28 protein-coding genes are annotated in these 25,068 nt (G+C 33.2%); 5 read left to right on the forward strand and 23 right to left on the reverse strand.

Annotated features, from left to right (window positions below):
* The 3 genes from DES33_RS08065 to DES33_RS08075 all read right to left on the reverse strand — a co-directional run.
* Window positions 1-4,266, reverse strand: a 4,266-nt coding sequence (locus tag DES33_RS08065) for an FMN-binding protein (protein ID WP_249033628.1), incomplete at its 3' end; no start/stop codon positions are given.
* Window positions 4,267-4,509: 243 nt separating this feature from the next.
* On the reverse strand, window positions 4,510-5,463 hold the full coding sequence (locus tag DES33_RS08070; protein ID WP_110058669.1) for a ketopantoate reductase family protein: 954 nt from the start codon (window positions 5,461-5,463) through the stop codon (window positions 4,510-4,512).
* 19 nt (window positions 5,464-5,482) lie between these two features.
* On the reverse strand, window positions 5,483-7,132 hold the full coding sequence (locus DES33_RS08075; protein ID WP_110058648.1) for a putative manganese-dependent inorganic diphosphatase: 1,650 nt from the start codon (window positions 7,130-7,132) through the stop codon (window positions 5,483-5,485).
* 164 nt (window positions 7,133-7,296) lie between these two features.
* Between DES33_RS08075 and DES33_RS08080 the strand changes: the two genes are divergently transcribed.
* Window positions 7,297-7,818, forward strand: coding sequence for a cysteine hydrolase family protein (locus DES33_RS08080; protein ID WP_110058649.1), 522 nt, complete (start codon window positions 7,297-7,299; stop codon window positions 7,816-7,818).
* Between the two features lie 31 nt (window positions 7,819-7,849).
* Here the strand turns inward: DES33_RS08080 and DES33_RS08085 are convergent, their stop codons facing one another.
* The 9 genes from DES33_RS08085 to DES33_RS08125 all read right to left on the reverse strand — a co-directional run bounded on the left by DES33_RS08085 (window position 7,850) and on the right by DES33_RS08125 (window position 15,257).
* On the reverse strand, window positions 7,850-8,206 hold the full coding sequence (locus DES33_RS08085) for a hypothetical protein (protein ID WP_110058650.1): 357 nt from the start codon (window positions 8,204-8,206) through the stop codon (window positions 7,850-7,852).
* A gap of 170 nt (window positions 8,207-8,376) precedes the next feature.
* A complete protein-coding gene (locus tag DES33_RS08090; protein ID WP_110058651.1) occupies window positions 8,377-8,799 on the reverse strand; it encodes a hypothetical protein in 423 nt (140 codons plus the stop codon).
* Window positions 8,800-8,880: 81 nt separating this feature from the next.
* On the reverse strand, window positions 8,881-9,141 hold the full coding sequence (locus tag DES33_RS08095) for a type II toxin-antitoxin system RelB/DinJ family antitoxin (RefSeq protein ID WP_110058652.1): 261 nt from the start codon (window positions 9,139-9,141) through the stop codon (window positions 8,881-8,883).
* A 110-nt stretch (window positions 9,142-9,251) separates the two neighbouring features.
* Window positions 9,252-10,352, reverse strand: a complete 1,101-nt coding sequence (mnmA, locus tag DES33_RS08100; RefSeq protein WP_035112121.1) for a tRNA 2-thiouridine(34) synthase MnmA — start codon at window positions 10,350-10,352, stop codon at window positions 9,252-9,254.
* On the reverse strand, window positions 10,345-11,433 hold the full coding sequence (locus tag DES33_RS08105; RefSeq protein ID WP_110058653.1) for a cysteine desulfurase family protein: 1,089 nt from the start codon (window positions 11,431-11,433) through the stop codon (window positions 10,345-10,347). Before DES33_RS08105 ends, mnmA begins: the two co-directional genes overlap by 8 nt.
* A gap of 124 nt (window positions 11,434-11,557) precedes the next feature.
* A complete protein-coding gene (locus DES33_RS08110; protein ID WP_110058654.1) occupies window positions 11,558-12,436 on the reverse strand; it encodes a CPBP family intramembrane glutamic endopeptidase in 879 nt (292 codons plus the stop codon).
* Between the two features lie 73 nt (window positions 12,437-12,509).
* The gene (locus DES33_RS08115; RefSeq protein ID WP_110058655.1) at window positions 12,510-13,196 is read right to left on the reverse strand and encodes an ABC transporter ATP-binding protein; all 687 of its coding nucleotides are present in this window, start codon (window positions 13,194-13,196) and stop codon (window positions 12,510-12,512) included.
* A gap of 2 nt (window positions 13,197-13,198) precedes the next feature.
* Window positions 13,199-14,242: a hypothetical protein gene (locus tag DES33_RS08120; protein ID WP_110058656.1), complete on the reverse strand. Its 1,044-nt coding sequence runs from the start codon at window positions 14,240-14,242 to the stop codon at window positions 13,199-13,201.
* Window positions 14,229-15,257: an FtsX-like permease family protein gene (locus DES33_RS08125; RefSeq protein WP_110058657.1), complete on the reverse strand. Its 1,029-nt coding sequence runs from the start codon at window positions 15,255-15,257 to the stop codon at window positions 14,229-14,231. The genes DES33_RS08120 and DES33_RS08125 overlap by 14 nt, the downstream gene beginning before the upstream one ends.
* A 140-nt stretch (window positions 15,258-15,397) precedes the next feature.
* On the opposite strand from DES33_RS08125, the gene DES33_RS08130 reads away from it, so the two are divergent.
* Complete coding sequence (locus DES33_RS08130) at window positions 15,398-15,589, forward strand: DUF4177 domain-containing protein (RefSeq protein ID WP_094204511.1); 192 nt, start codon at window positions 15,398-15,400, stop codon at window positions 15,587-15,589.
* Between the two features lie 27 nt (window positions 15,590-15,616).
* On the opposite strand, the gene DES33_RS08135 is transcribed toward DES33_RS08130, so the two are convergent.
* Window positions 15,617-16,270 carry a DUF6198 family protein gene (locus DES33_RS08135; protein WP_110058658.1) on the reverse strand — a complete coding sequence of 218 codons (654 nt, stop codon included), beginning with the start codon at window positions 16,268-16,270 and terminating at the stop codon, window positions 15,617-15,619.
* A 408-nt stretch (window positions 16,271-16,678) separates the two neighbouring features.
* On the opposite strand from DES33_RS08135, the gene DES33_RS08140 reads away from it, so the two are divergent.
* A complete protein-coding gene (locus DES33_RS08140; RefSeq protein ID WP_110058659.1) occupies window positions 16,679-17,266 on the forward strand; it encodes a type IV toxin-antitoxin system AbiEi family antitoxin domain-containing protein in 588 nt (195 codons plus the stop codon).
* Window positions 17,263-18,105, forward strand: a complete 843-nt coding sequence (locus tag DES33_RS08145) for a nucleotidyl transferase AbiEii/AbiGii toxin family protein (RefSeq protein ID WP_110058660.1) — start codon at window positions 17,263-17,265, stop codon at window positions 18,103-18,105. The genes DES33_RS08140 and DES33_RS08145 overlap by 4 nt, the downstream gene beginning before the upstream one ends.
* Before the next feature lie 68 nt (window positions 18,106-18,173).
* Here DES33_RS08145 and rbr read toward each other — a convergent pair whose 3' ends face one another.
* Both rbr and DES33_RS08155 read right to left on the reverse strand, forming a co-directional pair.
* Window positions 18,174-18,758, reverse strand: coding sequence for a rubrerythrin (gene rbr, locus DES33_RS08150; protein WP_094225241.1), 585 nt, complete (start codon window positions 18,756-18,758; stop codon window positions 18,174-18,176).
* An 82-nt stretch (window positions 18,759-18,840) separates the two neighbouring features.
* Window positions 18,841-19,101 carry a G5 domain-containing protein gene (locus DES33_RS08155; protein WP_110058661.1) on the reverse strand — a complete coding sequence of 87 codons (261 nt, stop codon included), beginning with the start codon at window positions 19,099-19,101 and terminating at the stop codon, window positions 18,841-18,843.
* A 176-nt stretch (window positions 19,102-19,277) separates the two neighbouring features.
* Here DES33_RS08155 and DES33_RS08160 point away from each other — a divergent pair, with 176 nt between their 5' ends.
* Complete coding sequence (locus tag DES33_RS08160) at window positions 19,278-20,006, forward strand: YdjY domain-containing protein (protein WP_227930598.1); 729 nt, start codon at window positions 19,278-19,280, stop codon at window positions 20,004-20,006.
* A 108-nt stretch (window positions 20,007-20,114) separates the two neighbouring features.
* On the opposite strand, the gene DES33_RS08165 is transcribed toward DES33_RS08160, so the two are convergent.
* The 8 genes from DES33_RS08165 to DES33_RS08205 all read right to left on the reverse strand — a co-directional run bounded on the left by DES33_RS08165 (window position 20,115) and on the right by DES33_RS08205 (window position 24,647).
* Window positions 20,115-20,732, reverse strand: coding sequence for a hypothetical protein (locus DES33_RS08165; protein WP_110058663.1), 618 nt, complete (start codon window positions 20,730-20,732; stop codon window positions 20,115-20,117).
* Between the two features lie 81 nt (window positions 20,733-20,813).
* Window positions 20,814-21,794 carry a hypothetical protein gene (locus tag DES33_RS08170; protein ID WP_110058664.1) on the reverse strand — a complete coding sequence of 327 codons (981 nt, stop codon included), beginning with the start codon at window positions 21,792-21,794 and terminating at the stop codon, window positions 20,814-20,816.
* The gene (locus tag DES33_RS08175) at window positions 21,791-22,324 is read right to left on the reverse strand and encodes a prepilin-type N-terminal cleavage/methylation domain-containing protein (protein WP_227930599.1); all 534 of its coding nucleotides are present in this window, start codon (window positions 22,322-22,324) and stop codon (window positions 21,791-21,793) included. The genes DES33_RS08170 and DES33_RS08175 overlap by 4 nt, the downstream gene beginning before the upstream one ends.
* Window positions 22,281-22,604 carry a prepilin-type N-terminal cleavage/methylation domain-containing protein gene (locus DES33_RS08180; RefSeq protein WP_094225270.1) on the reverse strand — a complete coding sequence of 108 codons (324 nt, stop codon included), beginning with the start codon at window positions 22,602-22,604 and terminating at the stop codon, window positions 22,281-22,283. The genes DES33_RS08175 and DES33_RS08180 overlap by 44 nt, the downstream gene beginning before the upstream one ends.
* Window positions 22,588-23,058, reverse strand: a complete 471-nt coding sequence (locus DES33_RS08185) for a prepilin-type N-terminal cleavage/methylation domain-containing protein (RefSeq protein WP_110058666.1) — start codon at window positions 23,056-23,058, stop codon at window positions 22,588-22,590. The genes DES33_RS08180 and DES33_RS08185 overlap by 17 nt, the downstream gene beginning before the upstream one ends.
* Window positions 23,048-23,599 carry a hypothetical protein gene (locus tag DES33_RS08190; RefSeq protein WP_110058667.1) on the reverse strand — a complete coding sequence of 184 codons (552 nt, stop codon included), beginning with the start codon at window positions 23,597-23,599 and terminating at the stop codon, window positions 23,048-23,050. Before DES33_RS08190 ends, DES33_RS08185 begins: the two co-directional genes overlap by 11 nt.
* A 467-nt stretch (window positions 23,600-24,066) precedes the next feature.
* The gene (locus DES33_RS08200; RefSeq protein WP_249033630.1) at window positions 24,067-24,300 is read right to left on the reverse strand and encodes a hypothetical protein; all 234 of its coding nucleotides are present in this window, start codon (window positions 24,298-24,300) and stop codon (window positions 24,067-24,069) included.
* 113 nt (window positions 24,301-24,413) lie between these two features.
* On the reverse strand, window positions 24,414-24,647 hold the full coding sequence (locus DES33_RS08205; protein ID WP_110058670.1) for a helix-turn-helix transcriptional regulator: 234 nt from the start codon (window positions 24,645-24,647) through the stop codon (window positions 24,414-24,416).
* Window positions 24,648-25,068 lie beyond the last annotated feature (421 nt).

Genomic DNA, 25,068 nt, shown 5'->3' on the forward strand with positions numbered 1-25,068 from the left:
TATATCGTCGTCATCTGATATTCCGTCACGGTCTTTGTCACGATACAACCAATATGTCAATGTTCTCACTAATATTTTGCCATTTTTTTCGGCTTTTAATTTTAGTGTGAATGTTTTGAATCCACTTCCATCTTCAGGCCAGCCTTCTGCACTTATTTGTGGTGTTCCTGTTATTGTCGTTCCGTCAAATGATAATCCTTGTGGCAATCCATCTATTTTTGCGATTATTTTCGCATCTTTGTCCAAACTTGTAACTGTCGCCGGTCTGATTGGTTTCCCTTCGATCCATTTTTGTCCGTTGGAATCCATCAAGCTAGTGTCAATTACTTTTTGATCAACAGGGATTTCTTCTTTTGATTCTTGTTCAGCTTTTTTGTCGACTGGTTTTTTCACTATTACCATTACATAGCTTTTTCCAACTTCTTTTGTCCCTTTGACTCTGAATAGCAGATTAACTCTTTGTGGAAGTTCACTTACTTTTGTATAATCAGGTTCTTTTTCAAGTGTTACTTCTACCGATCCATCTTGTGGGATGTTGGAGAATTTCGCTTTGTAATCTTCTAGGGTTGGTTTTGTACCGTTGACTATTATTGGCTGTGCTCCATTTCTTTGTGGTGTGAATTTTTCTCCGTTATCTACATCGTCGTCATCTGATATTCCGTCACGGTCTTTGTCACGATACAACCAATATGTCAATGTTCTCACTAATATTTTGCCATTTTTTTCGGCTTTTAGTTTTAATATGAGTGTTTTGAATCCACTTCCATCTTCAGGCCAGCCTTCTGCACTTACTTGTGGTGTTCCTGTTATTGTCGTTCCGTCAAATGATAATCCTTGTGGCAATCCATCTATTTTCGCAATTATTTTCGCATCTTTGTCCAAGCTTGTAACTGTCGCTGGTCTGATTGGTTTTCCTTCGATCCATTTTTGTCCGTTGGAATCCATCAAGCTAGTGTCAATTACTTTTTGATCAACTGGAATTTCTTCTTTTGATTCTTGTTCTTTTTCTTGTGGGTTTTCTTTTTCTTTGTCTTCAACAAGTTTCTTGTCCGATTCATTTCCCGACAATTTGAATGTTACAAATATTACGCTTGGCAAGTTCGGATTGTCTTTCGATACGAGATGATAGTTTGCTTGAGTGTTGTTAATCGCAGCATTTGATGTTATATATTCGTATCTTTTGTTGTTTTTTGATACTGCGCGAATTTTTACTTTTGAAAATTCAAATGAGATTGGTGCATCAATTATTTGTCTGTCTGCGATGTTGTTTGTGTTTTCAAAATCTTTTGATGCGTTTTCCAATCTGTACCATTTGATTCCGTCAACGCTGTATTCCAATCCTACGATATAATCCTTGCTGTAGTTTCCAATCAAAATTCTGAACTCATCGTATGACAATGATTTTTCGTGAACAACTTTTGCTTTGATTAGGTTCGTATCGGAATATTTTGACAAATCATTCGTAATTGCGTTGCCCTTATCATCTGTAATTGAAATTCCATTTGCTTGGAAATCTGTCCAGCCGATTTTTTCAGATGAACCGTCTTTTTTGATTACAATAATCTTCATTTCAGAAAAATCAGCTGCATCGTTTTTGTTCACTTCAATTGTTTTGTTTTTAGGTGATATAATCTTGATTTCTTTGACATCTGAATTATTCTTGTAATCATTTGACGATTTTGCTGTCGCTTCTCTTGTCGATTGTGCGATTCCACTTGCGCTCACAGTCGCACCCGATATACTGTCAAACATTTCTTTTGAGTTGTATTTGTCTGACATGTATGCTTTTACAGTTCTCGAAAGTAGTGTCAAATCAGATTCTGTCTTAATGTTGTTTCCAGAAAGTCCATTCAAAAGCACGCTGTATTGTTTTCCAAATAATTCTTCTACTTTTGATTTCGGGTCTTTGCTATTTCTAATTTGTTCGAAATACTCGCGGTATAATCCCATTTTTGCAAGATTGAGTCGTCCTTCTTTTCCTTTTAAGAACGACAAAACTTTCTCAGCTTTTTTTCTAAATGGACCCATATCGTCTCCGTATTCCGAATCTTGACCTACTTTGATGTCGATTATTTCGCCATTTTCAACTTTGATGTAGGTCCTAGTTTTCCTTGTGTTGATGTAACCGATGCCCCATCCACTATACTCTCCATCTCTCAATGGATTATTGTTGTAGTATTTTTTCAACGCGTCGTCAATTTTTTGTGGGTCATTTTTGTCCGTTTCTGGCTTGTCCTTATCTGGTTTTTCTTTTTCCGGTTGTTTATTGTCTGGTTGTTCGTTGTTTTCTTTTTCTGGTTTTTCTGGTTTTTGATTAGATTCGTTTGGAGCGACTCCTGCTTTGGATAACGCGTTGTTGACTGCACCTATAATTCCTCTGCTTGAATATGTCGCTGTGGATACTGTGTCCACTGTTTTTCCTGGTTTTCCAAGAATTCTAGAAATAACAGCCATTGCTTTTGCAAAATACGGCGCATCATCACTGTGAGATATTATTTCCACACCAGAGATTAATCCGTTAGTTATTGTAACTCTAACTGTTATTGGTCCATTGAATCCTTGTGCGATTCCAGTAAATTGACCGTCTTTTAGTTTGGCATCATTTATTTTTCCGCTGCTGTTTGTGTTATTATTTTCTGGTTTTTCTGGAATGTCTTGTGGTTTTTCTTCGTTTTTGTTACCCGAATTTCCTTGAGAATTTTCTTTAGAATTTCCTGCTGAATTTTCCTTGGATATATTTGGCGCTACTCCTGCTTTGGACAATGCGTTGTTGACTGCATTTATAATTCCTCTACTTGAATATGTCGCTTGTGATACTGTGTCCACCGTTTTTCCAGGTTTTCCAAGAATTCTTGAAACTACAGACATTGCTTTTGCAAAATATGGTGCATCATCACTATGAGATAATATTTCCACATTTGTAATTGATCCATTGGCTATTGTAACTCTAACTGTGATTGGTCCACTGAATCCTTGTGCAACTCCTGTGAATTGACCATCTTTTAGTTTTGCATCATTTATTTTACTGCTGTTATTCGTTTTTGAATTATTTTCAGGGTTGTTTTGTGTTTTTTTGTTATTTTCTTTTTCTTGGTTTTTATTTCCAGAAGATTTTCCTTTAGAATTTTTTGATTTTTCCTTGGATATGTTTGGCGCTACTCCTGCTTTTGACAGAGCATTATTCACCGCATTTATAATTCCTCTACTTGAATATGTCGCTTGTGATACTGTGTCCACTGATTTCCCAGGTTTTCCAAGAATTTTCGAAATTACACGAGAAGCTCTTTGGAAATATGGATTATCATCGTGATGAGATAATATTTCTATTTTTGCAATGGATCCTTCTTTTACTGTAACTCTTACTTTGATTGGCCCGTTGAAACCTTGTGCGGTTCCTATGTACTGACCATCTTTTATTTGTTTGCTTCCTACGGAAATTTTTCCGACAAGATTTCTGATGCTTTTCTTGCCTGATTTTGCGTTTGGATTTACTTTTGAAATCTTCGCTTTTTCCTTGGAACCTGCTTGTGCCAACGCTTTGGATACTGCTTGTTTGATTGCGTTTGAAGATATCGTCGCTCCTGCAACAGAATCCACATTCACACTTCCTGTGCTTAAAATTCTGTCGATCACAGAAGATGCTCTGTTAAAATACGACGGCGTTTCGTTATTTGAAATCACATCAATATTTGTCAATTTGCCATTTGTTACTGTGACCCTTACCGATAATCTTCCACCATAACCATTGGAACTTGCTTCGTACACTCCATCTTTTAGTCCTTTTGTGGCTACATTTGGTGTGTTATGTTTTTGTGTTTTTTGTGCTAGTTTTGGTGTTTCTTTTTTTGAACCAGCTTTATGTAGCGCATTATTTACAGCATTTTTGATCGCTTCAGATGAAATCGTCGCTCCTGAAATCGAATCCACATCGGTGTTTCCTTTTTCCAAAATCTGCGCAATAATTACAGATGCTTTTTCGTAATATTCAGGTGTTTCATTGTTTGTTACGACATTAATCGCCGACAACTCTCCATTTTTTATTTTAATTTTGACCTTGAAATCTCCACCGTATCCCTGGCTATTTCCTTCGTATTCTCCGTCCTTTAATCCCTCTACATTACTACCAGATGCTATTTGTGTTTTGTTGTTTGTAGCGTAATTTATCTTGTGTTTTTTATTATAAGAAATAATAGAAAACGCCATCGCAACTGTTACTAATGTAGCAAGAGTAAAAGATAAATATTTTTTTAATTTATCTCTATCCATATTTTTCCTTTCTATAAGAAATTTATACTAATATTTTCCAACTTATGAACTATTCATCAGCTCTCAAATGGTTTTGATTATCAGTATCGCTTTTTATTATAAAAAAATTTCTTAAAAAACGCAATACTTTTGTAAAATAAATTTAATGTTCTTTTATTTGCTTTTTTATTTTAGCAAACAAAAACCACCAATAAAATTGGATATTTCCAAAATTATTGGTGGCAATAATTGTCGTATTTTATTTTACAAACTAAACATATTATCGTAGTTGTTCATTTGAACCATTGCTAATCTGTAGATTGTTTCATTAACTGGAGCTTCTAGTCCAAGCTTTTTCGCTTGTCTTACGATAGCTCCATTTAAGAATTCTGCTTCTGTTTTTCTGTGTTTTTGTGTATCTTGTGCTGCAGATGGTAATATGTCTCCGTATTCTTCGAATGCATCTGTGACGTATTTTCTGAAAAGCTTGTCGCCGTCGAAGTCGTAGCCCAATTTGTCAGTAACTGCTATGAATTCGTCTGAGATAGCTTTTAAAATTGCTACAGAATTTTCGTCAGTTCTAGTGTATTTTGTAGACAAATGCATTACTGCGCAAGGTAGGTTGTAGATTGCGTTGATATATAATTTTCTCCACATAATTCTGTCTACATCTGGGTTTAATTCTGTTTTGATGTCGTTCATGCTGAATGTTTTTTCGATTTCGTGGAACAATTTATCGTCGTGGTTTTCATTGATAGCGCCAAATATTACGTTGGTTTTGTCGCTGTCGTATCCTGCACTGATAACTCCTGGTTCTTCGATAGATGCAGAGATGAACATAATTCCTTGTGCGATGTTTTCTTCTTTGATGTACTTTTTCAAAATATCGACGTTGCCGATGCCATTTTGAAGTGTCATTACGACTGTTTTGTCGCCTACGATGTTCATATTTTCAGTCAAAATCTTTTCTGTGTCGTATCCTTTTACAAGGATTACAACAACATCTTGAACTTCCAAATTTTCTGAAGATGTACTTGCAGATGTTACTTTTACTGTGCTTTCGCCGCCAGTTCTGTCGATAATTCTGATTCCATCTTTTCTAATTTTTTCCATGTGAGCTTCGTATGGATCCACTAAATTGACTTCGTTACCAGGAGATTCGATTGCTTTTGCAAGCATACAACCCATTGCTCCTGCCCCTAAAATTGTAATTTTCAATTTATCTCTCCCTTTCAAATTAATTCTCTTGGATATATTTTAACACAGCTTGGTTAAGTTTTGGGATCATTTGTTTTTTTCTTGAAAGAAGACCCTTAGCCAAGAATGAATTGTTGTCGATTTTAGTATCGAAGGCTCCTGCTAATTGTTCTTGGAACATTCCAGAAACCAAAACTTCGCTTTCTTCTCTGAAGATATCTGTAAGAATTAGTACAAATGTAGCTTCTTTCTTGTCGTTTCTAATTTTGTTCATTTCTTCAAGTAAACTGTCTTTGATTTTGCCAAGATTATCCAAATCCATTGAGAAGATTTGCGCTACTCTACAAGTGTATGATTCGATGTTGAATGTCTTCACATCAGTATTTAACAAATCTGCTGGTGATTTTCCTTCTAAAGATGTTCCAGCTTTGAACATTTCCATCGCAAATTCTTCTGGGTTGATGTTGGCGATTTTTGCCATTCTATCCAAAATCATTCTATCTGTTTCAGTTGCAGTTGGTGATCTGAACAATAACGTGTCGGAAATTATCGCTGAACACAATAATCCCGCAGTTTGTCTTGTAGGAACAATTCCTTTTTCCAAGAACATTTTAGAAAGAATTGTACAAGTTGATCCAACAGGTTCGTTTCTGAAATAAACTGGGTTTTGTGTAGCTACATTTGCAACTCTGTGGTGGTCGATGATTTCTGTGATGTCGCAGCATTCCATATCATCAACTGACTGGTTTCTTTCGTTGTGATCCACCAAGATTAGCTTCTTCTTTTCTTCATTGATAACGTGATATCTGGAAATATTTCCCACAACTTTGTTTTGATTGTCAACTACTGGATATGATCTGTATCTTGTCTTGGACATTGTGTTTTTCACATCTTCAACAGTGTCTGTCAATGAGAAATTAACCACATCATCTCTTGTCATAACGTAATTTACAGGTACAGATTGTGGAAGAAGACGTGCTGCCATGTATGTTTGGAATTCCGTAGAAATTACTATTATGTCTTTTTGTTTTGCTTTTTCTATCAATTCATCTGATAATTTGTTGCCACCAGTAAGTATAATCATGGACACATTCTTATCTATCGCATCTATTTGTGAGTCTTCTCTGTTACCTAAAATCACGATGTCGTTTTCTTCCAAATACTTCGCCATTTGTTTCGGATCCATCGCTCCTACGACCATTTTCCCGGATAACGCTCTGTCTTCTGCAGGAATATTCAAAATATTTGCGCTCAAAACATCGATGATGTTTTCCACAGGAGTTTCTGAGTGGTGAAGGATTTGATCGTCCCACACTTCCATGTAACATTTTGTGATGTCAGAAATTGACACAACCCCAAGAAGTCTTTCTTCGATGTCGATTACTGGCAAACTAGCGACATTTTTTTCTTGCATAATATTAGTCGCTTTGTAAAGGCTCGCGTTTTGGGACACGCATGTCGCCACGTCAATGCTCAAATCCTTAACTTGTGGCTTCATTGAGTCCTTGAAAGTAGGTGCATCCACTCCAAAATAATCCAACACGAATTGAGTTTCTCTGTTGACATCGCCAAGTCTTATCGCTTCGACGTTCTCTTCTCCAGTTCTTTTCTTCAATTCTTGATAAGATAACGCCGCACAGATAGAATCTGTATCAGGGTTTTTGTGACCAGTTATATATATTTTATCCATATTTTCTCCTTCATAAAAATCAACCAAACATTATTTTTCTGCCGATTGACTGTTTAATTTTATTTTCCTAACCTTTATGATTATATACCAATCTTTTGATAATTTAAACACTTATTGTAAAAAATTTTGTATTTGAGATATAATAACTTAAAGGAGTGACATAAATGGATAAACTTTTAATCGTAGTAGATTTTCAAAATGATTTCGTGGATGGAGCTTTGGGATTCGACGACGCAAACAAACTCGAAGATGGAATCTGTGACAGAATCAAAAAAGCAAGAGAAGACAATGAACAAATCATATTCACATTCGATACTCACGAAGAAAATTATTTGAACACACAAGAAGGCAAATTCCTTCCAGTAGAACACTGTATCAAAGGAAGTAACGGACACAAATTGTACGGAAAAGTTGCAGAATTAGTAGAAAAAGACGACATATTAATCGAAAAACCAACATTTGGTAGCATTGAACTTTGTGATTACTTAAAAGAACACCAATTCTCAGAAATAGAATTGTGTGGACTTGTATCCAACATCTGCATACTTTCCAACGCAATACTAGCCAAAACATTCAACCCAGAAGCAACAGTAATAGTCGACAAAAACTTGACTGATAGCTTCGATGAAAAACTAAACAAAGAAACATTCGACATACTCAAAGGAGTACAAGTCGTAGTAAAGTAAAATAGCAGCCATGAGCTGCTATTTTTGTTTTCTATTTTATATTGTCATCTGAATAACCGATTGATATGTTTTCATTGAGGACGTATTCTTTGGCTGCTTTGTAGTCTTGGTTTTTGTTGAATTCCAACAGCTTATCTTCGTGTTGTTTGGTTACGTCTTTGCCATCTTGAGTCAATACCAAATGTTTTTCGTCCTTGGCAAACTTTTCTAATGTAGCTTTAATTAAAGTATCGTCTTCTTTTTCCGGATTTTCCTTAACGTATCTTTCAATTATTCTATGTGTGTCAGCATCGTCAGCCTTTGTCATGTTAGTTAAAAAATACGCATTGCACACAAGTGATATTGCAAAAAGTATTGCCACAATTGTAAATTTTTTATCATTTTTCATGATACTCCTCCTTTTTATGAAAACCTTTTTATTAACCATTACGATAGCTTTATCGTTAACTTAATTATATCTTTTTTTTTTTTTTGAAAAATCAACAATAAAACCAAACTTTGACATTTTGTAACTATCAATCATTACCAGATGTATATCGTTATCATATATTTCTTCTTTTACAATTTATTGTATTCTTTTGTTAAGTTATCTCTCAACATTTCAATATTTTCCAAATATTCATACGTTGAATCGTACACTTGGTTGATTTCTTTTCTGATTCTCCAATCTGTAAATGGATTGTCGAACACAATGTCTAGCATAAAATCTTTCATTGAATACAAATCACCGAAGTCTTCCAATTCCACGTGAATGTCCGACAATTCTTTTTGCAATCTTAGTGAAAGATTTTGGATTAAGTGAAGTTTGCTTTGAGCTTTTTCCATTTTGCTTCTCTTGAAAAAACCAATCATACCATCGCCAAATATAAAATCTGCCATCGCCCAGTTTTTCGCCGATTTCAAATCGTTAAGTACATCTTCAAGTTTTATTATTAAATCATCACACACATCAATAGCTTCTTTTATTTCTTGTTTTTGCATAGTCTACTCTCCTTCTTATACAATATTTACCACAAATATCGTCAATTTATTCACTAGTTGACATTTTGTAACAATTGGAGGTTACTTTTTGTTTACCTCATGAATAGTCCCACCAGTTTTTTCCATTTGTTCTATAGATTTTTTTAATCTTTCAATGTTTTCAGTGCTGTAAAATGGATCTTTTTCTGTAGATATTTCAAAAGGAATTTTTCTTTGTCTTACAACCGTTCTTGCGAAGATATTAAAAGCTGTTGACATACTCATTCCGACTTCTGAACAAAATGAATCGAATTGCTTTTTTAGATTTTCATCCATTCTTATATTAATATTTGTTTGTGCCATAATACCAGCTCCTTTCAACATTATTTTATCACAAACAACATACAAATAACATACATTTTAAATATTTTCGCTAAAAAAATCCACCAGATTTTACAACCTAGTGGACTATTTTACACCATTAATTTTTTATCTCCATTGTACACTTCATCTATTATCGCAGAGCCGATGCACACTTCGCCGTCGTAGAACACTGCTGCTTGTCCTGGTGTTACGGCTTTCGTGTCATCATAAGTGACTTCCACATGAGTGTCGTCGATGAATTTTACGTGCGCTTTGATGTCTTTTTGTCTGTATCTGAATTTGGCTGTACAATCAAACTCATTTCTGTCCAAATGATTAAGCGATGTTTCAAATTGACTGGCGTATAATTTGTTGGAGTACAATAGCGGATTGTCTTCTCCTTGGCATACGATTAGTTCATTTTTCTCCAAATTTTTCCCGCACACAAACCACGCTGCTCCGTCTCCGCCAATTCCAAGCCCTCTTCGTTGACCGATTGTGTGATACATCAGCCCATTGTGTTTGCCCATTATATTTCCATCGACATCTACGATGTTTCCTTGTTTTGCTGGTAAATAATGTGACAAAAATTCATTGAAGTTTCTCTCTCCGATGAAACAAATTCCCGTAGAATCTTTCTTGTCAGCCGTAGCCAAGTTGTATTTCTTCGCTATCTCACGCACTTCTTTTTTTTGAAGTTCTCCAACTGGAAACATTACGTTTTTGATTTGATCTTGCGTAAGTTGACTTAGAAAATACGTCTGATCTTTGTTATTATCAAGCCCACGAAGTAGCTTCACTCCGTCATCACCTCGTTCGATTCTAGCATAGTGACCTGTCGCCACATAATCTGCGCCTAATTTCATCGCAAAATCCAAGAACGCTTTGAATTTGATTTCCTTGTTGCACATTATGTCGGGATTGGGAGTTCTTCCTTTTTTGTATTCGTCCAAGAAATAGGTGAACACTCTGTCGTAGTATTCCTTCTCAAAATTAATCGAATAATAATCTATGCCGATTTCATTCGCAACAGCCACCGCGTCCTTGTAATCTTCTTCTGCCGTGCAGACTCCATCATCATCTGTCTCGTCCCAATTTTTCATAAAAATTCCCACGACATCATATCCTTGTTGTTTCAACAAAAGTGCCGCCACTGACGAATCCACGCCTCCACTTATTCCTACTACTACTTTTATTTTCGAATTATCCATTATATTTTCCTTTTTCGTACAAATCATTTAACACATTTACTGCTTTCAATATTTCATCTTCTGTATTTTTAAATCCAAAGCTAAACCTCACCGAATGTTCTGCTCTTTGTCCATCGTACATATTTTCAATCACATGAGAATTCGTGATGCTACCTGCAGAACAAGCAGACCCTGCTGACACACACACCCCGTGCATATCCAAATAAGTCAACAAGAAATCATTCTTCTCAAACGGAATGTACAAGTTCAAAATATGAGATGCAGAATTATCCACATTACCATTAATTTCATAATCAAAATGGATATTTTCAATGAAAATCTTCTTCAAATTTGCAATATACTCACGTTCTTCGACAGATTTTAAAAGAGATTTCTCCAAAGTAAATGCCCCCATCACAAAAGAAGTTCCACCTCTTCTGTAATTTTCTTGCTCACCTGCATAAATCAGATTATCCAAATCCTTCCTTATATACAACACCCCAAATCCGTTGAGTCCTCCTAGTTTGTGTCCTGAAAACGACAACGAATCGCAGTGCAAATCCTCAACATCGACATCCACATGACCCACCGATTGAGTCGCATCGATATGATACCAAATCTCCGTATCCTTCAAATATTCTCCAAGTTTTTTCACAGGTTGAATAACTCCCGTTTCATTGTTTACATGTTGAAGAATAATTAGCTTTGTATTAGGTGTGATATTTCGTATAATTTCATCGCAATCAACCACACCATTTTGTTGTGCATCTATCAAAATTACATTAGATTTGTTGTGATCTAGTGGATTCAAAATAGATGGATGTTCAATCTTGGAAGTTATAATATCGTGATTCTCATCAGAAAAATTATTGATAATATAATTGTTGGATTCACTCGCACCGCTTGTGAACACAATCCTATCACCAGAAGTATTCAAAAACTTCGCAATCTCATGACGGGAATTCTCCAAAGTCTTCTTCGATAACCTTCCCATTTTGTGAATACTATCAGCATTCGCATCAAAATCCATCATATTATTCATAATATATTCAATAAGCTCCACCCTTTTTAAAGATGTCGCCGCATAATCCAAATAAATCATAATCTAACCTCACTTACATGCTATTATACTATAGTTTTTCAACAAAAAAATCAACACCAATTTCTCACACAATAAAAAACCTCAATGCGAATTAACACATCAAGGTTTGTCGATAATTTCAAATTTATTCTAATTGTTCGGAATAATTTAAATGTCTGAGTTCTCGTTTCTTTTTAAAATCTTTCAAGAAAACAAACATCAAAACCATACACACAAGCATTACTATTCCAAAAATCGAAGAAAAACTTTGCACCACAGCCTCATTCGAAGAAATAACCACGCTGAAAGTGTTGTTAATCATGTGAAGAAGAATGGATGCGTAAATGCTTTCTGTGTAATAATACACCGCACAAATCACAATCCCTCCGATTAATGCATACGCTCCTTGGAACAAATTAAAATGGAACACTCCGAACACAATCCCATTCAGAATAATCGCCCATTTATAAGGAAGAAGTCGTTCGTTTTCTGTGAATAAAGTCCCACGCAACATCAACTCCTCTGAAATCGGAGCGAAAATCGTAATAGCAAGAACCGACAACATCATATTGCCTTTCATCAATTCTTCTGACGCCTTGTTGTAAACTTCAAGGCTGGACACGATTTGTGGGAAAAATTTGCCCAAATACATCATCAAAGCAACAGTAATATTGATAAGACCCATAAGACCAATTCCCACCACGAAAAGCTTCACGATTTCAGAAAAAGAAATCTTTCTTTTCTTTAAGTAATCCCTATTGTATTTCGTTTGAAAAATCTTCGTTCTAAATTTAATGATTAAAAGGAAAATAATAATCCTCAGAATTTGTCCACAAAGAAGAAAAGCCGCCCCGTTTTTCGCATAAAAATCTTGGAAATTACCATCAAATCCTACAAATTGGGCAACAATTCCCCCAATCACTCCAACAATAAGCTCTGGAATCACGAACAAAAGCAAAAGGATAACTCCTTGTAAAATCGCAATCAAAAGATTAGAAAATTTTAGTTTTTTTGTATTCTCCATAAATACCTCCAGTTAATTATATATACCCAAATTTTCTTGCAATTAAAAATCAAGCACAAGGCTTGATTTAAAATTATTCTTCATTTTTGTGAAACTTTCCATCTTCCAGTTCATATTCCGCAAAATCTTTGTTCTTCAAATTATCAGTCAAATACTTGTCGTGACTGACAACTACAATAGTTTTTGATTTTCTTTTCAAAACTTCGATATATTCTATCAGCTTGTCCTTCATTCTCAGATTAAGTGTGTTCGATGGCTCATCCATTAGAATAACAGACGGCTCATTCACCAAAGCTCTTGCAATTGTCACTTTTTGTCTTTCTCCGCCTGATAGATACTTCACTTTTTTGTTCAAAATCTCCGTTATTTCAAATTCTTCGCTAATCTCTTGAATTCTTTGTTTCCTATCAGCTCTCTTGTATTTCGATGAGTAAATTAATGGTATGAGAATATTATCGTAGGTAGTCTCTGATTCTATCAAATTGTATTCCTGAAAAATAAACCCAAACACTTCATTCCTGTATTTAGACATATCTTTTTCGGTAAAATCTCCAACTGATTTGGAATCCAGAATATAATCTCCTGAATATTTCCTATCCAACAAACCCACAATCTTCAAAAAAGTAGTCTTCCCTGCTCCGTTTTCTCCTGAAATAATGATATTGTCCCCATCGTTTATATTCATTTCAGCATTATCCAATACAAGAAGTTCTTCACCATTTGTGTTGAATTTTTTGGTCAAATTTTTTATTTCTATCATAATCAATCACCTATCAAATCAATCAGATCGCTTTTTTTCAAAATCAAATACATAATTATTTCTAATATCAATATACATAAAATCATGTAAATAAACGCCACTACCGAAAAAATATTAATTGCAAATCCATTTAATACGAAAATTAAACAGAATGTTGCAACATTTACTAAAACTACGAAAACGGAGTTTCGTGCCATAATATCCTTGGTTCTAGCTCCTGATAAAATGTGGATTTTGTATTCTTTTTGTAAGCTTTTTAGCATATATTTGAAGAAAATCACAAAACTCAATATCGTTATACCCATCGTAATCAGACAATACACACCAATGTATTTGAGGATGAATGTATTTTCATCGTCGTCGTATTTTTTATTTGTATTATTAATGACCATTAGCTTGTTCCTATCGAAAATCTTCTCAAATTCTCTGTCAATGCCTTTATTTATCTCATCCTCTGAAAACTTTGCATTCTCAATTAAATCAAGTATATCTGCATCTTGAAATTTGTAGCCACTAACATTTTTATATTTATCAGATTTTATCTCCAATAATACTCTTTTGTCGTAATCAATAGAGTGTTTGATTTCCTGATTCATCATATCAAAATCCATCGCATCATGAGAAACCACTTCAAATTCCGCCTCATTCTTCAAGTCAGTCACATTTTTATTATCAACTAACCAAAAAACTCTGCCATTAGTGTTTTTGTTGAATTTTCCAAATAACACAAATATATCTGCATCGTATTTTCTACTGAACAATGAACTCGTGGTATAAGTGTGCCCATTTTGGGAAAATATATCGTCCAGTTTTTTTCCATAAGTATTCGAATAATCGTATCCCTTATCATCAGTTGTCTGTAACACAACAGCACTATATGAAGGGTGTTCACTTAATTGAAACTTCGCGAACGTATTTCTCAAATAGGAATCTGTTGCAGATTCCACAATTGTTCCCAATGATAAAAGTAAAAGTATCATCAAACAAGACACAACTTTATTTCTGAAAACATCCACTAGCCCTAGTTTAATATTATCTTTTATCATACAAGACCTCTTTTTCAAACTCATTGTAGCTGAGTTTAGCTCTTAAAGCACTCAAAATCACTGTCAATATTATTAGAATAATCTGCAAATGCAATATAAGATAAATCGTGATTTTGTTTTCATTAATAATTGTAAGATATCCATACGTAAACACTGTTGATATTGCACATGTTATAAAACTATATCCAAGTGCTTTTTCTATGAACATCTTCATGATGTCTTTTAGTTTTGCACCAAAATTTGCGCTTATAATTACGAATTTCTTGTATTTGTTCAAAAACATCCACAATGCAATTGCATACATTGCCAATGCCATGACCGTACTATTAGTAATAAACTGAGCATACACCTTGTATTCTGGATATGATTTTATTAAATCCCTTAGAGTAAGCTTGTCGTACATTTTAATTTCTTTTCTCTTGTATCCGATTTTTTTAAGAGATTCTGCAATCGCTTTCAATGACTTATCATCACTAGAATCTATGTAAAGTGTTGAAATGTTTTCTGGTTTAATTGTGAATAGATTTCTCACTACATCGACTTTTCCATCATTAGCAATGCCAGATTGAACATCAAACATATTAATTATCTCAGTATGATAATTATTTTCTACTTCTTTTTTATCGTAATCCGATATTTTCCCTTCTACAAAATCAATCACTGGATATATCAAAATAGACACATTATTTTTGTTTTTGTAATCTTCTTTTGAAAAATACCTAGATGTAGCTGGATCAATTATTTTTGAAGAACCCATATAGTATTTCATCACTGGATCATATATTGCAACATCGTTGGAGTTTTTTATTTCAGCTACAACTGATATGTTTTCATTCATATTAAGAAAGTCAAGGCTATGATTATTATTGTTTGATTCAAAAGCTATAAGTTTGTCACTCATAAAATAAGGAGAAGGTTTTCTGTTGTTCCCATATAAATAATTAAATCCAAATATCAGTGTCGAACTAGTCAGAAATATCAATAGGATTATTATTTTATTGTCTTTTAGTCTCATATCCCCCTCCTTTTGATTTTGCATATCGTTTTCTTAACCCAATTATATATCTTATTATTGTATTTGTAAATCATTTGATATATTATTTTAAAATTTTGGGTAATAATCTATTAACAGAAAAATAAATTTAGGAGATTATTATGAAACAAAAATACGAATACAAATACGTTGAAGTGAGAACTTGTGGATTAGCATCAGATGATTATAAAAAAATCATAGATGATCATGCCAAGGAAGGTTTTAGGTTTGTGACTACTATCAATAAAACTAAAATAGCTATTGGATACAATCCTAAAATTGATTTGGTGTTTGAAAGAGAATGTGAGCAATAAAAAAATCAAGCACAAGGCTTGATTGATTTAAGCTTTTGATACGGCTTGATTTGCCATTTTGATTTCTGAATTTGGAAGTTCTACTTCGAATTGTCCTATCAAAAATGATGATATTACAGTTGTCAAAAGTGAGAACATAATTCTGTCGACTGGAATGTATAAAAGTGACAGTGCCAACACTGTTATATCCGAGAACAAATACGCTAATGATATTTTGAGTCCCGATTTAGTGGATATCGTCATTGCTAAGGCGTCGTCTCCACCTGCTGCTCCACCTTCACTTACTACAAGTCCGCATCCTAATCCTATGCAGATTCCTCCGACAATACTTGCTAACAATGGCACATCGTACATACTTGGTAACACTGGCCCTATAATATTGAAAAATTTCGCAAATACGGCAAATGATATTGTGGCTACGAAAGCTTTCTTCACAAAATCAAATCCCATTATTGAAAATCCAAGAACGTAGCAGCTCACATCCAATACTACTGATGTTATTGATTGGTCAAATCCGAAGATTTTGTTCAAGAACAACATCATTCCAAGCACTCCGCCCTCAGTTACGCCTGATTGTTTATGTACGTTCACTACTGCGAACGCCATTATTGCACATCCTAGGATTATTTTAAGTAATCCTTTTTTAGTTAATCCGAAAAATTTTAGCATTCTACTAAGCATTTTATCTTCCCCCGTTTAGAAATTAGGAAGTTAAAGTTGACCACGAAAAAAAGACTGCGGTTCAAGTTTAACTTGCCTTTGCAATCTCTGGTTTTGATGCTTTTTTGTTTGCTGATTTTTTCTTGTAAAAACTCTGAACCTTATTGTTCTTTTTAGCCTATAAGAGTATCACATCAGATCCTTTCCAGGCTCTTTATCGAGCAATAGTCATCAGATAAAAACTACCAAATATTTATTTGGTACCCATAGATAAATAATTACAGAGATATTGTATACTATTTTTAGCTAATTGTCAATGGTTTTGGTAAAATGTTGGAAAATTGTGCGTAAAATTTTGGTATGATTTGTGTGTTGTTTACACTTTCGCTTTAATATTGTATAATTAAAGCGAAAGTGACGGTGAGATATATGAATGCATTGAAAAATCATCTAGAAAATAATTCAATAATTACAAATGAAGATGCGATGAAACTTGGCTATCACAGACAATTTTTGTCAGATTTATCAAATGTTGGCAAATTGGAAAGGCTACGACCTGGAGTTTACCAAGTTAATGGAGAATTGACTGATGATTTCGTTCTGATTTCTTCTAAAAGCAAGAGGATCGTTTTTTCACATCAAACAGCGTTATATCTTCATGATTTATCAGACAGGACGCCAAATATTTTTCATATATCCGTTCCACAGGGTTATAATGCCAGTCATATTAAAAAAAGATATAAGAATTTGAAGTTGCATTATATTCAAAAAGAATTTTTTGATGTGGGAATTTCAGAAATTGAAACTCCATTGGGAAATAACGTTGCTGTCTACGATATAGATAGGACGATTTGCGATATTGTAATGAACAGGAAAAAAATTGATACTCAAATTTTCACGGATGGAATTACAAGATATTTTAAATCAAATAACAAAAATCTAAGAAGACTTATTAAATACAGTAGGATATTGAATATAGAAGAAGATATAAGAAAATATATAGAGGTATTATCGTGATTAATATAGAAAGCATCAAGGCAAAGATAAGAAATTTAGCGAAGAATAACAACTTAAGTTCACAAGAAGTATTACAAATGTTTCTTTTTGAGAGATTTTTAGAAAGATTATCTAAATCAGAGTACCGATCTAATTTTGTAATTAAAGGTGGTTTTCTTGTATCATCTTTAATCGGAATTAATAATAGAACTACAATGGATATGGATAGCACTATTAAGGGACTTCCTCTTACTGAAGAAAATATAACAAAAGTTGTGAATAGTATCATAAATATTGAGGTTAATGACGGAATACAATTTGAAATTAAAGATGTAAACTATATTAGAGAAAGTGATGAATACGAAAACTTTAGAGTATCATTAGTTGCTAACATTGGCAAAACCAAAAATCCTATGAAACTGGACTTAACAACTGGCGATGCCATAACTCCTAGGGAAATAGAGTATTCTTATCCTTGTATTTTCAACGAAAACGACATTAGAGTTTTCGCTTATCCAATTGAAACTATTATTGCTGAGAAATACGAAAGCATAATAAAAAGAAACATAACAACTACTAGAATGAGAGATTTTTATGACTTATACGCTCTTTACAATTTAAAGAAGTCTGAAATAGATATTGATATTCTAAGTACAGCAATTAAAAGGACTTCTTCCAAAAGAGAAAGTTCACAAATAATGAAAATCTCTGAAGAAATCATAGAAGATATACAAAACGATCCTTATTTAAAGGAACTGTGGGATGTTTATGTCAGTGAAAATAAATATATTGGTGATTTGAGTTTTGATAATGTTGTTGATGTAATAACTATTATTTGCGAAAAAACTAGTAATGTTTAGGACAAAAAGTCCTCAGAGGTTTAAAATTAACCTTTGAGGACTTTGAATTTTATTAGTATTGTCTAATTTTAATAAGTTTCTTTGAAGATTTCGAAGAATCCTTGTGGATGATCACATGCTGGGCATTTCTTTGGTGCTGTTTTACCTTCGTGAATGTAGCCACAGTTGTTGCATTTCCATAAATAAACTTCTTCTCTTTCGAATACTTTTTCTTTTTCGATGTTTTCTAATAATTTTCTGTATCTTTTTTCGTGAGCTTCTTCAACTTCTCCGATTTCAGTGAATACACGTGCGATTTCCTTGAAGCCTTCTTCTTCAGCGATTTTGGAGAATTCTGGATACATTTCAGAATTTTCGAAGTGTTCTCCTTCTGCTGCTGATTTAAGGTTACTCTTAGTGTCTCCTAAGTGAACTGGGAATCCTGCTTCGATTTCTATTTCAGCGTCTTGTAAATCTTCACTCAAAAATTTCATGAATCTTTTTGCGTGAGCCATTTCGTTTCTTGCTGTTTCTTCAAAAATCATAGAAATTTGAACGTATCCTTCTTTTTTTGCTGTTTTAGCAAAATATGTATAACGCATATTTGCTTGACTTTCCCCTGCAAATGCTGCCATTAAATTAGTAGCTGTTTTTGTACCTTTTAAGCTTGCCATAATTTTTCCCCCTTGTAAATTTGAATGAATTTAACAATTCATTTCTATTAATACTATACCACAAACGTAGAATTTTATCACATTATATATCAGATTTGTTCAAGTTCAAATCGTTAATAATCCCCTTTGTTCCAACTTTTATAACCGTTGGAGATCCTTCTTCGATTATTTCTTCCTTTTTAATTGTCGGTTGTCCGTTGATATCTTCGTAGTACAATTTTTTAATCGTAGGTGTTCCCTTTTTTATTATGATTTCTTCACCTTGACGCATATTATTATCGTAAATTTTCTTAGGTTTAGGATTTTCTTCTACAATTGCCACGTCTTCTCCGTATTTTTTCACACAAATCACCTCTGTAATTATTATACATTATTTTCATTTATTCACTAAATTTATAAGTAGTGTGTCATTTATTTGATTTTACAATAAATGAACATATAAAACTGTGATAAAATAAAGATATAGTATTAATGGATGAAACGAGAACAAATAAATAATTTAAAGAAGGGATGATTATAATGAAAAAATTTAAGATTTTGGCATTGTTATTAATGGCAAGTTTGGTTTTCGCAGGATGTTCTAAGGAAGATAATAAACAAACTTCTTCTACAGAACAAAAAACAGAAGAAAAAACTGAAGAAAAGAAAGAAGAAAAAACCGAAGAAAAAACTGAAGAAAAGAAGGAAGAAGCTCAAGAACCTACAGCTGATAATCCTATGATTGTTGACGAAGCTAACAAACAAATCAAAGTTTATGCTGAAGTTAACGATAAGTTCAAAAACGAAAGCACAATGCACGCTATCGTAGCAAAATCCGGTAAAAATAATGAACAATCAATGTTTGTTTCTTATGCTAACCAAAATGATTTGTACGATGCATTAGAAAAAATCGGTGCAAAACCAGGTAACAATGTTACTATGGACAACATGGGAAAAGAAGCCGTTAAAGGTGACAAGATTGATCTTACATTCAAATTCCAAGGATCAGATAATGAACAAGGAATTAATGATGTTATCAAAGATTCTTCAGGAAAAGAAATAGACATCAGATTTGGTGGTAACCAAAAACCAGCAAAAGATATGAATACAGGTTGTATGACATGTTTGCAAAGTTGTCCTTTGGGAATAACTTCAAACGCATCACAATTAATTGGCGCTGACGAAAAAGACGGAGTTAAATATACTTTGGCTGATTCAGTTCCAGCTGATAAAACACCTGTTGTTATCACTTATAAATTAGCTAACTAACCATTTCATTTAAAATTCTCTATTTAAAAAGGTAGGCTTTGAGGCTTACCTTTTTAATTTTTGTATGTATTTACACTCAAAAAACGCCCACAGTTGTGAGCGCTTGTGTTATAAGAAAACAATGTTTGTCGTTTCTATCCAATTTATCACTATATTGTAAATGAAAAGTCTAACAAATCTCAACCCAATGTACAAAGACATGAATGTGATGATGACGTAAGGTATTTTCTCAAATTTGAAGTTTTTGATGTTAAGTCCCAAGAAAAACAACAATATAACGAAAGCTTCTGCAATAACAATGTAAACTCCCAGTGGATAAAGTGCCATTGACATCGCTGCTTGAAACATAACTAATAGCAATATGCTGTAGTTTTCGTCTTCTCGCCAATCATCTTTTACGAAAAACTTGTTAGCTACTCTGTAAATTATTTTGAATTTAAGAATAGCAAACGCAAATATAAACACGCATCTTATCGCAAAATAAATGTAGCCTGTAATGTAGTTTCTTCTGATAAATGCAATTGTGTCGAAGCTTGAATAATATTCCAAAATAGCTGTGATGATAAAAGCTAATAATCCCATTTTAAACAAGCCGTGTTTTTTATTTTTGAATCGATTTTTCGGAAGTTCCAGTGTTTCTCCCATAAACTCGAAAATCTCGTATACATTATCGTAAAGCTCAGATTGTTTGCTATTCATTTCACCTATTTTTTTAAATTTATTCATAAGCAAACCCTCCCCTTTTCGCTTATCATATATATATATATTATACATCATTTCGAAGTAGAGTTTCAATCATTCCATCGATTATTTGTAATAACTACCCGCAAACTTGTATTTTTTACTCGTGTATATTGTTTTGTCTTCTGTAAATTTTATGTCGACCTCTTTCGTTGATAAATACTCTCCATTTACTTTGTAGATATCTGTGTTGGAATTTTTCAGTATCAATATCCCATTAACCGTAATTTCAGGAGTTTTTTGGACTTTTTCATTTTCTACATAATACACGTTAGCCTTATCGATAAACACTCCATCTATTGTAACATCGTTAAGTATCGTGATATCTTCTGAATCAATTAGAATATTTTTCTCTTTTCTGGAAAATTGTACTAATTTAGTCAGAAATTCATCATCTATTTCTGTTTCTTTATCTCCGTCATTTTCTTCATAGGCATTTTCCTTTTCATCTTCCGAAACTTCTTCGTTGTTTTGATTTGTTTTTTCAGCTACGATTTCGTTGTATTTTTCATCAGCAACCTTTTTGTCCACGAAATACGTTTCATCATTCAATGAAAATATTAAACAATCTTTTATTCCGATGCTTTTCTTTCTTTCAATGATTTCTGGCAACAGTTCATCGATTTTTTCTTCTGATATAATTCTTTTTTCAAAAGGATTTTTCCTATTATACACCATTCTAGTCGTTACTCTGGATCCATTATTGTCTGGATAACTGCTTGTAAATGAGAAGATTTTTGCTGCTCCATCTTTCTCTTCGTAATAATCAATCTTCGTCGGATGATTGAATTCTGGGATATCTGCAATCTGCAAGGTAAATGTTCCACTTTTAGAATTTTTCTTCAATTCTTCATCAAAAAGTTTCCTTTGACTTATGATTCGAACCTTTGAATAAGCATTTGCCTTGGCTTGAATGTAGTCGTATTTGTAGGTGTTGACAGTTCTGATATTTTTCACTTGAACAAGCACAAACACAATTACAATCATCAACACGAATATCATGTATAGCGCGTAAATGCTGATATAAGCTTTGGATTTTCGTTTCATTTTACCTTATCTCCAATGTAGACCACAAGTTGCTTCCCATTTTCTTTTAAATAAATGTAATTGTCATCCTGACTAAATGTGAAATCATCGGCGTTGTCCTTGAGTTTATTCTGAGTTATCCTACTGTTAGGCCCATGTTCTTTTAAATCATCAAAACTACTTGGATCTGTAAAAGCGTATCGTATGATTTTTCCGTTTTCTTTTGTAAAATACACATAGTTTTGCTTATTGTCAATATATTTTACAAGAACAAATCCCATTGATTGGTCGAAATGAGTCCAATTAGGCTTTTCCGTAATTACAGACCTCGACCTTTCGATTTCGTTTTTTATGTAATATGCGCAGTGGTCGACATCGTCCACGTTGTTTTTCAGAGTAAAACTCGACTGCATAATTTTAAAATTAGTCTTAAATGATAGGAAAATCACACCCAACACTACGGAGAATATGAACAAACTCACCATAACTTCAAGCAACGTAAATCCCCTACTTTTCTTTGTAAAATGACACATCTTTCGCAATATCTCCATTAGTTACACTGACATTTACCTTAACCAAATCTCCCACATCATCCTTTGTTACAACGACTTTTGAATTCTCATCAACAATTGAATCATCCACATCATCGTGCGCTTTCAAATATTCCACAGAATTGTCCAAATCACGTAGCACAACATTTTCAGTGTAGGATTTATCCTGCATCGTAATCACATTTTTAAGCTGTGGATAGTACACTACGACACAAAGACTCACCAAAAACAATGCAAACAAAACCTCAAGCAGTGTAAATCCCTTATTTTTTCGTCTCATCCACATCCACTCTCCCTGTCGCTATGTAACAATTTATCCTGTATGTTTTGTTTTTGGTTTCGTAATAAATAGTCGGAAAATGCGTTGCCGCAGATGATTTGGATATATTTGCGCCGATATTTCCAAGGTCTATAGTACTTATCCCTTCTTCACTTAAGCTAAGCGTCCCATTTTTCAAATCTCTTTCAAAAAGATTCTTCATTTTATTTGAATCGTAAAAATAATAGGAATTCTTCTCGAATCGAAATTGAATACTTCTTCCCGAATTCATCGCTACACTTCTGGCGCTTTTCAAATCGCTAACAAGCGTATTAATCTCTTTTCTACTTGCAACATCTGTTTTGAAGTCGTATTTTAAAACGCAAGTCATAATCACAACAGAAATAATGAATAGACTCACCATAACCTCTATTAAACTGAACGCCTTAGCTTTCATTTTGAATCTAGAAAACATTTCCCATCACCACATACAACAAAAAAGAAGACCAAATCACAGGAATGAATGCAATCTCCTCATTATCTTCTTTTCTTAGAATATAAATTAAAGCCCTGATTCCACTAATAATCCCCAGATAAAACACAAAACTCACCAAATCTGTGAGGCTTTTGCTCATGCCAAGTCCTAGAATAATCAAACAATCCACATTACCCATAAACTTTTCCTTAGTGAAAAAATTAAGCATCAAAATAACCAATAATGGCAGAAAACTCGTCAGGAAAAATCTCGAAAACACAGAAACAATAATGCTACACACAATGAAAAACACACAGTTAATCCAGTACACCTCATTAGTTTTGAAATCATCAACCATCATGTCGCTACAGCCAAGTAATAAAGCAAAGTCGTAGATTGATGTAGTATTCGTAATTCGGAATATCGCATACAAAAACACCGAAATCAACGCAAAAACACACATGCTCTTCATGGATAATCTTTTCAAGTAGACATCCATCAAACACTTAGCTATAAACATCAAAACTATTATGGTTTCCATATTTTCCTCCATAACAATATTATATTATATTTTTAGCTAAAATAAACATTTTATTGTAAAGTATTGGTTAATTTCGGTTAGTAAAATTAGTCGATAATTTTAAGTAAATAATCGCTGTCTAATACACGAATTTCCATTCCTTCAATGTAAATCGCCTTGTCTTCCTGTCATTTCTCTTTCAAAAGCTTCAAACACTACGCCTTTTTTGATTTTTCTTTGTGTTTCTGCACTTATTTTAAGTTTGCTTATCTTTTGATTAGGTTGCTTGGCTCTATTTTGTGCCTTCTCAATTTTACTATTTTCTTTTTGGAATTTTTCTATTACCTTTTCTAATTCTTACATTGTCATTTCCTACTATCGTATCAATGTTGCCGAATATATTGCCTTTTATTGTTATATAAAAAATACGAGTCAAGGTTTTATCTTCACCCTAACTCATATTTTATACAATCTTCAACGAAGACTATCTATTTTCTATTTTCATATCCTATAGAGAAAAATAGAATTGATATAGCTACTAATGTTATTGATAAAGGCAGCGCCCTAGCAATTAATGCTTCTGCAATATAATTACCAAATACAACTTCTTTTATTGTATACATGAGGATTAATGCAAAACTTACTCCCAAACAGCATTTACAAATATAAACAATGTTTCTCTTATTTAACATTTTACTTACCTCCCTTTCGATTTTATTCATATAAATTACTAAACCTGTCTATCGAAAAGTAATCAGTCTCCGTTTTTATACCTCTGAGGATTATTATAGTTCATAAATTTCATCTCCCTTTACTCAATGTAATCATATAATTGTTAACAACAATTATGGTCGTGACACTTATATGGTTCTTCTCCGTCCAAGTCGAAAACCTGATACATACAAACTCTTAAAGCATTTGCTGTATCATTTGCAGTTTTTAGCCTCGGAATTGTTTTCCCAGTTTCTATATAATTTATACTTATTCTTGATATTCCAACCTTTTTGCTTAATCTAGTTTGAAATAAACCTAAAGGTTTTATATATTCCTCAATTCTATTATTAAAAATACTGCCCTATTTCTTTTGATTAATTTAATTTTATCATAATTATTTTTATTTCTCAAAAATTAATGTTGAATAACTATTTTGTCTGTTACCCTGATATAGTTTACTCCTGAATCTCACAGCGATGTTTTGTTCTACTTGGTAGGCTCATATCATCGCCTACTTCCCCATAGATACATATCCTTACAAGATATTCGTAAAAATCACTAACATGCTAACATAAAATAAATTTTTTACGTGAAAATATTGCAAATTTGTTCAAATTATTGTATCATACAGTATACTCAAAATTTAAGACCAGCTATCAAATGTCAAGAGAGAATAAAAAATAATTTATCTTGAAATTTAAGGCATGTCAAACAAGCCTAAAAATTTAGGCTTAGAAAAATTGAATAACAACTAAATATTAGGTATGTAAGATTTG

Origin of the sequence: Finegoldia magna, from assembly GCF_003182075.1 — a bacterium.
In the GTDB taxonomy this organism is placed as follows: Bacteria; Bacillota; Clostridia; order Tissierellales; family Peptoniphilaceae; genus Finegoldia; species Finegoldia magna.

What these genes read in the sequence shown, in the direction of transcription:
- DES33_RS08180 (WP_094225270.1), bottom strand. Translation starts at nt 22,604, where the DNA reads ATGAGACGAAAAAATAAGGGATTTACACTGCTTGAGGTTTTGTTTGCA.
- DES33_RS08175 (WP_227930599.1), bottom strand. Translation starts at nt 22,324, where the DNA reads ATGGAGATATTGCGAAAGATGTGTCATTTTACAAAGAAAAGTAGGGGA.
- DES33_RS08085 (WP_110058650.1), bottom strand. Translation starts at nt 8,206, where the DNA reads ATGAAAAATGATAAAAAATTTACAATTGTGGCAATACTTTTTGCAATA.
- DES33_RS08120 (WP_110058656.1), bottom strand. Translation starts at nt 14,242, where the DNA reads ATGATAAAAGATAATATTAAACTAGGGCTAGTGGATGTTTTCAGAAAT.
- DES33_RS08125 (WP_110058657.1), bottom strand. Translation starts at nt 15,257, where the DNA reads ATGAGACTAAAAGACAATAAAATAATAATCCTATTGATATTTCTGACT.
- DES33_RS08105 (WP_110058653.1), bottom strand. Translation starts at nt 11,433, where the DNA reads ATGATTTATTTGGATTATGCGGCGACATCTTTAAAAAGGGTGGAGCTT.
- DES33_RS08140 (WP_110058659.1), top strand. Translation starts at nt 16,679, where the DNA reads ATGAATGCATTGAAAAATCATCTAGAAAATAATTCAATAATTACAAAT.
- DES33_RS08080 (WP_110058649.1), top strand. Translation starts at nt 7,297, where the DNA reads ATGGATAAACTTTTAATCGTAGTAGATTTTCAAAATGATTTCGTGGAT.
- DES33_RS08095 (WP_110058652.1), bottom strand. Translation starts at nt 9,141, where the DNA reads ATGGCACAAACAAATATTAATATAAGAATGGATGAAAATCTAAAAAAG.
- DES33_RS08200 (WP_249033630.1), bottom strand. Translation starts at nt 24,300, where the DNA reads ATGAATAAAATCGAAAGGGAGGTAAGTAAAATGTTAAATAAGAGAAAC.
- DES33_RS08115 (WP_110058655.1), bottom strand. Translation starts at nt 13,196, where the DNA reads ATGATAGAAATAAAAAATTTGACCAAAAAATTCAACACAAATGGTGAA.
- DES33_RS08090 (WP_110058651.1), bottom strand. Translation starts at nt 8,799, where the DNA reads ATGCAAAAACAAGAAATAAAAGAAGCTATTGATGTGTGTGATGATTTA.
- DES33_RS08165 (WP_110058663.1), bottom strand. Translation starts at nt 20,732, where the DNA reads ATGAATAAATTTAAAAAAATAGGTGAAATGAATAGCAAACAATCTGAG.
- DES33_RS08110 (WP_110058654.1), bottom strand. Translation starts at nt 12,436, where the DNA reads ATGGAGAATACAAAAAAACTAAAATTTTCTAATCTTTTGATTGCGATT.
- DES33_RS08130 (WP_094204511.1), top strand. Translation starts at nt 15,398, where the DNA reads ATGAAACAAAAATACGAATACAAATACGTTGAAGTGAGAACTTGTGGA.
- DES33_RS08135 (WP_110058658.1), bottom strand. Translation starts at nt 16,270, where the DNA reads ATGCTTAGTAGAATGCTAAAATTTTTCGGATTAACTAAAAAAGGATTA.
- DES33_RS08185 (WP_110058666.1), bottom strand. Translation starts at nt 23,058, where the DNA reads ATGTTTTCTAGATTCAAAATGAAAGCTAAGGCGTTCAGTTTAATAGAG.
- rbr (WP_094225241.1), bottom strand. Translation starts at nt 18,758, where the DNA reads ATGGCAAGCTTAAAAGGTACAAAAACAGCTACTAATTTAATGGCAGCA.
- DES33_RS08075 (WP_110058648.1), bottom strand. Translation starts at nt 7,132, where the DNA reads ATGGATAAAATATATATAACTGGTCACAAAAACCCTGATACAGATTCT.
- mnmA (WP_035112121.1), bottom strand. Translation starts at nt 10,352, where the DNA reads ATGGATAATTCGAAAATAAAAGTAGTAGTAGGAATAAGTGGAGGCGTG.
- DES33_RS08170 (WP_110058664.1), bottom strand. Translation starts at nt 21,794, where the DNA reads ATGAAACGAAAATCCAAAGCTTATATCAGCATTTACGCGCTATACATG.
- DES33_RS08160 (WP_227930598.1), top strand. Translation starts at nt 19,278, where the DNA reads ATGAAAAAATTTAAGATTTTGGCATTGTTATTAATGGCAAGTTTGGTT.
- DES33_RS08190 (WP_110058667.1), bottom strand. Translation starts at nt 23,599, where the DNA reads ATGGAAACCATAATAGTTTTGATGTTTATAGCTAAGTGTTTGATGGAT.